Raw genomic sequence first — 6,382 nt, 5'->3', positions numbered from 1 at the left:
GGGGATGCCCGCCGCAGGCGCAAACGACCCGCACACGACAACGGATCGCACACAAGGAGCCCCGATGACCACGACCGCAGCCCGACGGACGAGCAACGCGCCGCACACGACACCGGCCTTCCCCGAAGGGTTCCGGTGGGGCGCCGCCACCGCGGCCTACCAGATCGAGGGCGCCGCCGCCGAGGACGGCCGCACCCCCTCGATCTGGGACACCTTCTGCCGCACGCCCGGCAAGGTGCGCAACGGCGACACCGGGGACATCGCCGCAGACCACTACCACCGCATGCGCGAGGACGTCGCGCTGATGGCGGAGCTGGGCCTCACGGACTACCGCTTCTCCGTGTCGTGGCCGCGCGTGCAGCCGACGGGCCGGGGCCCGGCCGTGCAGAAGGGGCTCGACTTCTACCGCGCCCTGGTCGACGAGCTGCTGGACCACCGCATCCGCCCCGTCCTGACGCTGTACCACTGGGACCTCCCGCAGGAGCTGGAGGACGCCGGCGGCTGGCCCGTGCGCGGCACCGCGGAGCGCTTCGCGGAGTACGCGGGGCTCGTCGCGGACGCGCTCGGCGACCGGGTGCCGTTGTGGACGACGCTGAACGAGCCGTGGTGCTCGGCGTTCCTGGGGTACGCGCAGGGCGTGCACGCGCCGGGCCGGACGGAACCGGAGGCGGCGCTGCGGGCGGCCCACCACCTGCTGCTGGGGCACGGCCTCGCGGTGGGCGTGCTGCGTGAACGGCTCCCGGTGCCGGCCCAGGTGTCGCTGACGCTGAACCTCGCGGCGGTGCGCCCGCACACCGGGAGCACCGCCGACCGGGACGCCGCCCGGCGGGTCGACGCGCTGGCCAACCGGATCTGGCTGGACCCGGTGTTCCGCGGCTCCTACCCGCGGGACCTGCTGCGGAACACGGCCGCGCTGACGGACTGGTCCTTCGTGGCGGACGGTGACCTGGCGGTGATCTCCCGTCCGGTGGACGCGCTGGGCCTCAACTACTACGCCCCGACCGTGGTGGCCGCGGGCGGCCATGCGGGGCCGTCGCCGTGGCCGGGGGCCGAGGGTCACGTGCGGTTCGTGCCGGCGCCGGGGCCGCGGACGGCGATGGACTGGCCGGTGGACGCCGACGGGCTGCACGAACTCCTGCTCCGCCTGCGGGACGAACTGCCGGACACGCCGCTGCTGGTCACCGAGAACGGCGCCGCGTACGACGACTACGCCGATCCCGAGGGCGAGGTCCACGACCCGGAGCGGATCGCGTACCTGCGCGCGCACCTGGCCGCGGTGCACCGGGCGATCGCGGACGGCGCCGACGTCCAGGGCTACTTCCTGTGGTCCCTGCTGGACAACTTCGAATGGGCCTACGGCTACGGCAAGCGGTTCGGCGTGGTGCACGTGGACTTCGCGAGCCAGCGCCGTACGCCGAAGGACAGCGCCCGCTGGTACGCCGGGGTCGTCGCCCGGGGCTGCCTGCCGTCGACATGAGCCGCACATGCGGACAACTGGGGCCGGGTAAGGGTGAGTTGGGCCGCACCGCGTGTGAGACGGTACGGCCACGGGAAGGTCACGTTCGGACATCGAAGGTGAAGGTGCGGTAAAACGCACCCCGAACGGGCTGGAGGAGCCATGGTCTACTCGATCGTCCTCGGCATCGTCATCGTCACACTCGGCCTCGGCAGCATCGTCTACACCTTCTGGCACGAGGGCAGTCCGCTGACCTTGCGCCGCGGCGGCGAGCGCCACAACGGCGCCGGATGACCGCCGGCCCGGCTCCCCGTCGGGGAGCCGGGCCGGGTCCGGTCAGTACACCTTGCGGTGGCCGCCGCCGCGCTTGCGCTCGTACATCTCGCGCCCCGCGGCGGAGCGCAGCTTCCACTCGCGGCGCATCTCGGAGCGGAGCCGGGCGTCGGTGCGGGAGGCGATCCACGCGTTCTCACGGAGCAGCTTGCGGTAGCTGTCCAGCCGGCGGTGGGTCAGTACGCCGTCCTCCAGGGCGGCGAGGACCGCACAGCCGGGCTCGGAGTCGTGAGAGCAGTCGGGGAAGCGGCACTCCCCGGCCAGCACCTCGATGTCGGAGAACGTCCGGGTGAGACCGGAGTCGGCGTCCCACAGCCCGACGCCGCGCAGCCCCGGGGTGTCGATGACCACCCCGCCGCCGGGCAGCGGCAGCATGTCGCGGGTGGTCGTGGTGTGCCGGCCCTTGCCGTCGCTGTCGCGGTTGGCCTGCACTTCCTGGACCTCGCGGCCCAGCAGGGCGTTGGTGAGCGTGGACTTGCCCGCGCCCGACTGCCCGAGCAGCACGGACGTGGTGCCGGCCAGCGCGTTCGCCACCTCCGGCACGCCCTGGCCGGTGGCGGCGCTGACGACCAGGACCTCCACGCCGGGCGCCGCGCCGCGGGCGTCGTCCAGCAGGTGGCCGGGGTCGTCGACGAGGTCGGCCTTGGTGAGGACGACCAGCGGCTGCGCGCCGCTGGTCCACGCCAGGGACACGAAGCGCTCGAGCCGTCCGAGGTCGAGTTCGGCGGCGATCGACACGGCGATGACCGCCAGGTCGACGTTGGCCGCCAGGACCTGTCCCTCGGAGCGCTTGGAGGAGGTCGAACGGACGAAGGTGGTGCGGCGCGGCAGCAGGGCGCGTACCGCGGGACCGGTCGCCGGCGTCTCGTCGACGGCGGCCCAGTCGCCGGTGCAGGCGATCCCCATGGGGTCGCGGGTGAAGACGTCCTCGGTGTCGGCGCGGACGGCCTTGAGGCCGCCGGAGCCGTCGGGGAGGACGAGGTCGCACAGCCCGCGGTCGACGCGGACGATGCGGCCGGGTGTGAGTCCCCGCTCCGCGTGGACGGCGAAGTCGGAGTCGAGTGAGGAGTCCCAGCCGTAGGCGGTGAGCGCGGTGGACGGCTGCGGGACGGATCCGTTGGTCAACGGAGGAGAGCCCTTCGGGAGGGCGGTCGCGCGCGGTTGTGCCGTCGGGTGCTTCGCGACGGGCAGGGTCAGCCGGCGACCGCTGAGGTGGGGGTGATGATCTTCTGGATGCGGGCAGCGCCCAGCTCGACGGCAGTCATCGTTCCAACACCTCCCGGTTTGCTCTCGGTCCGACGGCGACACCTTAGCCGGTGTGCCGGGAGACCCCGCAACCGGTTTTCCGCGGACGGCTCACGCCGTCTCGGCGTAACGCTCCCCCGCGTACTCCCGCACCACCGGGACGACGGCCTCCGCGCCGCCGGGCAGCCGGTCGAGGCGCACCAGGGCGAAGGCCTGGTGACCGTCGACCAGGTAGGAGGGGTTGCTGTGCGGACGGCTGCCCGGCAGCGGCCACACCACCAGCCAGGGGCGGGTGTCGGTGGTGGTCGGCGGGCGGCCGACCGTGACGGCCGCGATGTCCTTCCAGGAGAAGAACGACTCCTCGCCGGTGACCTCGCGCATGCCGATCCCGGCCGGCCCGACGCGCAGCCGCAGCGGCTTGCGCCAGCGCCGGTACGAGCGGCCCGTGAGGACCCAGCAGCCGATCGCGCCGAGCGGACCGAAGGCGCCGAAGGGCTCGGGGCCGGTGAAGCCGCCGTGGACGAGTTCCCAGAACGAGTAGGTGAAGACGACGCCGAGCGCCGCCCAGACCAGGGTCCAGGCGCCGGCCTGCCGGGCGTCGACGAACTGCCGCTCCCCGCCGGGCACGCGCAGTTCCGGTCCCGACACGGTCACCGGGATCGGCGGGCGTACGGCCCGTGGCGCGGTCTCGAAGGCGGCGCCGCCGTGCTCGGCGAGCGCGGCCGTCAGCTCCGGGACGCTCTGGTCGAGGTCCTCGCAGTCGACGAGCGTGTACCGCAGCCGGCTGTCCCAGGTGCGGTCGGGCTTGCGGGGGAACGTGACACCGGGCGCCGTCCAGAGCGTGAGCCGCGGCTTGGGCGGTGCGGTGGTCTCGCTGTCCTCACCGGTGTGGGGAAGGTGCCACAGGGAGACCGCCTCGATCTGCTCCCAGGCGAGTTCCGCGTCGTGCAGCGTGATGCCGAACGCGTCGACCCGCAGCCGGAACGGCTTCCGCGCCCTTCGCAGGTCCCTCGCCCCGTTCCAGGCCCCCAGGGCCCCCAGGAACCCCAGGAACAGGGGGCCCGTCGCGCTCCGCGAGGCGACCAGCCAGACCAGCGCCAGCGCGACCGTGGTCAGGCCTCCGATCACCCACCGCCGGCCCCGTCTCCTGAGCGTCCGCTCTACCGTGAACTCCACCGTTCCCCGCCCCCTTTGACGTCCCCCACCGGAACTCATGATGCGCTCGCCAGGGTCTGCGGCTGCTGCCGTGAGCTGGGTGTTGCCCAACCGTGACGCCCAGCCGGACAGCGGCTCCGGCCGGTCGCCGCCGCGTCGCCCGCCGTTCACCGAGGGCCCCGCGAGGAGCTCCCGAGGACGACTTTGCCTGTTCTTTACAACCCGCCTCCGGGCCGCCTCGTCTCTCCGCGCGATCAGTTGCCACCACCCGCCCGTGCCCCACCGGGGGCAGGGCGGGGTGACGAAGGAGAGCGATATATGCGCAGCAGTGTTCTCACCGCCGCGGCCGTCGCGTGCGCCGCGGTGCTGGCGGGGACGGCGCCCGCGTTCGCCGACGGGCCGAGCGCGCAGCCCGCGCCGGCGCGCAGCGCCGCGCCGAGCGAAGCGCCGTCCGCGGTGCCGTCCCCGCGTCAGGTCGACCGGGTGCCGGCGGGTGCGCCCGACACCGGCGTGCAGTCCCCGGCCGGCGCGAGCGGGCCGGACGGCACGGTGGTGGCGGCGGCCGGGGGCGGCCTGCTGCTCCTGGCCGGCGGCACGTTCGTGGTGACGCGGCGCAGGCGCACCACCGCCGGATGACCCCGGGCGCGAGGTGGGCCGCGGTCCTGGCGGTCCTGGCCGCGCTGCCCTGGGCGGGCGGGTGCGCGGGCGGCTCCGGTGACGGTCCCGTCGCCGCGCCGTCCGTCGTCTCCGCGCCGCCCGCGGCCGCACCGTCGCGCCCGTCCCCGCCGGCCCCGCTCGCCCGCTCGGTCCCGGTACGGCTGCGGATACCGGCGATCGGGGTCGACACCCCGGTCATGGAACTGGGGCTGGCCCCGGACGGCACGGTGGAGGTCCCGCCCGTGGCGCGTCACTCGCCCGCCGGCTGGTACCGCCACTCCCCCACGCCGGGGCAGCTCGGCCCGTCCGTGCTCCTGGCCCACGTCACCGTCGGCCGGTTCGGCGACGGGGTCTTCCGGGACCTGGCACGGCTGCGCCCGGGCGACCGGGTCGTGGCGGGGCTGCGGGACGGCGCGTCGGCGGAGTTCACCGTGGACCGGGTGCGGACGGTGGCCAAGGCGGACTTCCCGGCCCAGGAGGTCTACGGCGACGTGGACCGTCCCGAGCTGCGCCTGATCACCTGCGGCGGCCCCCGCACCGCCGACGGGAGCGGATACCGCGACAACGTCGTGGTGTTCGCCTCCCTGACCTCAGGGGACCGCGGCTAGCGGCGGCCGGGCCGGATGGCGGTGCGCCATCCGGCCCGGCCGTCCGGTGGCACGTCTGCGGCATGATGAACGACGGAATGTGGAGAGTGTTGAAACGGTCTTCCCGGGACGAAGCGGCGTCCGAGCTGTTCGCCGCCCTCTACCCCCGCCTGGCCGGCTGGTGCCGGCGGCTGGTCGACGACGACGAGACGGCCCACGAGATCGCCTCGGAGGCCTTCACCCGGCTGTGGGCGCGCTGGACGAGCGTGGACGAACCGCGCGGCTTCCTCTACGTCACGGCCGCCAACATCGTGCGCGACCACTGGCGGAAGGTGGAGCGCGAACGCCGGGCCATGCGGCGCGCCACCGCGGAGGTCCTCGTCGACGGGCAGGGCGAGGGACGCGACGGGCAGACCGACCCTTCGGTGCGGATGCTCGTCCAGTCGCTGCCCGAGCGGCTGCGGGTGCCCATCCTGCTGTACTACTACGCCGACATGCCGGTCCGGGAGGTGGCGGCCGCGACGGGGCGGAAGGAAGGAACCGTGAAGGCCGACCTCCACGCGGCCAGGGAAATGCTGCGAGCCGGACTGAGGAGAAGCCTTGATCACACCCATTGAGGGCCCGGACGAGGAGCGGGACCCGGAGCTGAGCGCGCTGCTGCGGCCCGGCACGGTCCTGCTCGGGCCGCCGCCCGGCCGGTTCCGGGAGGTCCGCCGCGTGGCGGCGCGGCGCAAGCTGTTGCGGGCGGCCGCGGGAGCCGGGGTGTCCCTGGCGGTGGCGGCGGTCGTCGCCGTGCCTCTGCACCTGCTGTCCGCCCCGGGGCAGGGACCTGGGGTCGGGCCGGCCGTGCCCGCGGTGTCCGTCCCCCCGGCGGCCGACCCGCCGCCCTCGCCGCCGCGCCCGACCACGTCACCCGTCCCGGAGCCGTCCGAGACCCCCGGCCCGGACC

7 protein-coding genes and 1 pseudogene are annotated in these 6,382 nt (G+C 74.6%); 6 read left to right on the top strand and 2 right to left on the bottom strand.

Annotation, left to right across the window (positions count from 1 at the left end):
• Positions 1-64: 64 nt before the first annotated feature.
• Positions 65-1,477, top strand: coding sequence for a GH1 family beta-glucosidase (locus PV350_RS43280; protein ID WP_500338864.1), 1,413 nt, complete (start codon positions 65-67; stop codon positions 1,475-1,477).
• Positions 1,478-1,618: 141 nt separating this feature from the next.
• Positions 1,619-1,750, top strand: coding sequence for a hypothetical protein (locus PV350_RS43275; protein WP_499514675.1), 132 nt, complete (start codon positions 1,619-1,621; stop codon positions 1,748-1,750).
• A 42-nt stretch (positions 1,751-1,792) separates the two neighbouring features.
• Here PV350_RS43275 and rsgA read toward each other — a convergent pair whose 3' ends face one another.
• Both rsgA and PV350_RS43265 read right to left on the bottom strand, forming a co-directional pair.
• Positions 1,793-2,914, bottom strand: coding sequence for a ribosome small subunit-dependent GTPase A (gene rsgA / locus PV350_RS43270; RefSeq protein WP_499514674.1), 1,122 nt, complete (start codon positions 2,912-2,914; stop codon positions 1,793-1,795).
• A gap of 231 nt (positions 2,915-3,145) precedes the next feature.
• Entirely contained in the window at positions 3,146-4,210 is a 1,065-nt protein-coding gene (locus tag PV350_RS43265; RefSeq protein ID WP_500338862.1) for a hypothetical protein, read from the bottom strand.
• A 297-nt stretch (positions 4,211-4,507) separates the two neighbouring features.
• Here PV350_RS43265 and PV350_RS43260 point away from each other — a divergent pair, with 297 nt between their 5' ends.
• From PV350_RS43260 to PV350_RS43245, 4 genes and pseudogenes are all read left to right on the top strand, one after another.
• A complete protein-coding gene (locus PV350_RS43260) occupies positions 4,508-4,825 on the top strand; it encodes an LPXTG cell wall anchor domain-containing protein (protein WP_499514672.1) in 318 nt (105 codons plus the stop codon).
• Complete coding sequence (locus tag PV350_RS43255) at positions 4,822-5,454, top strand: class F sortase (protein WP_500338861.1); 633 nt, start codon at positions 4,822-4,824, stop codon at positions 5,452-5,454. Before PV350_RS43260 ends, PV350_RS43255 begins: the two co-directional genes overlap by 4 nt.
• Positions 5,455-5,531: 77 nt before the next feature.
• On the top strand, positions 5,532-6,050 hold the full coding sequence (locus PV350_RS43250) for an RNA polymerase sigma factor (protein ID WP_499514670.1): 519 nt from the start codon (positions 5,532-5,534) through the stop codon (positions 6,048-6,050).
• Positions 6,034-6,382, top strand: a pseudogene (locus PV350_RS43245) (hypothetical protein); the annotation flags it as partial. The gene PV350_RS43250 and the pseudogene PV350_RS43245, both read left to right, overlap by 17 nt.

This window comes from Streptomyces sp. PA03-6a, from assembly GCF_033792765.1.
Taxonomy (GTDB): Bacteria; Actinomycetota; Actinomycetes; order Streptomycetales; family Streptomycetaceae; genus Actinacidiphila.
The sequence above is the reverse complement of the archived record's forward strand: the minus strand, read 5'-3'. Positions and strand labels throughout refer to the sequence as shown.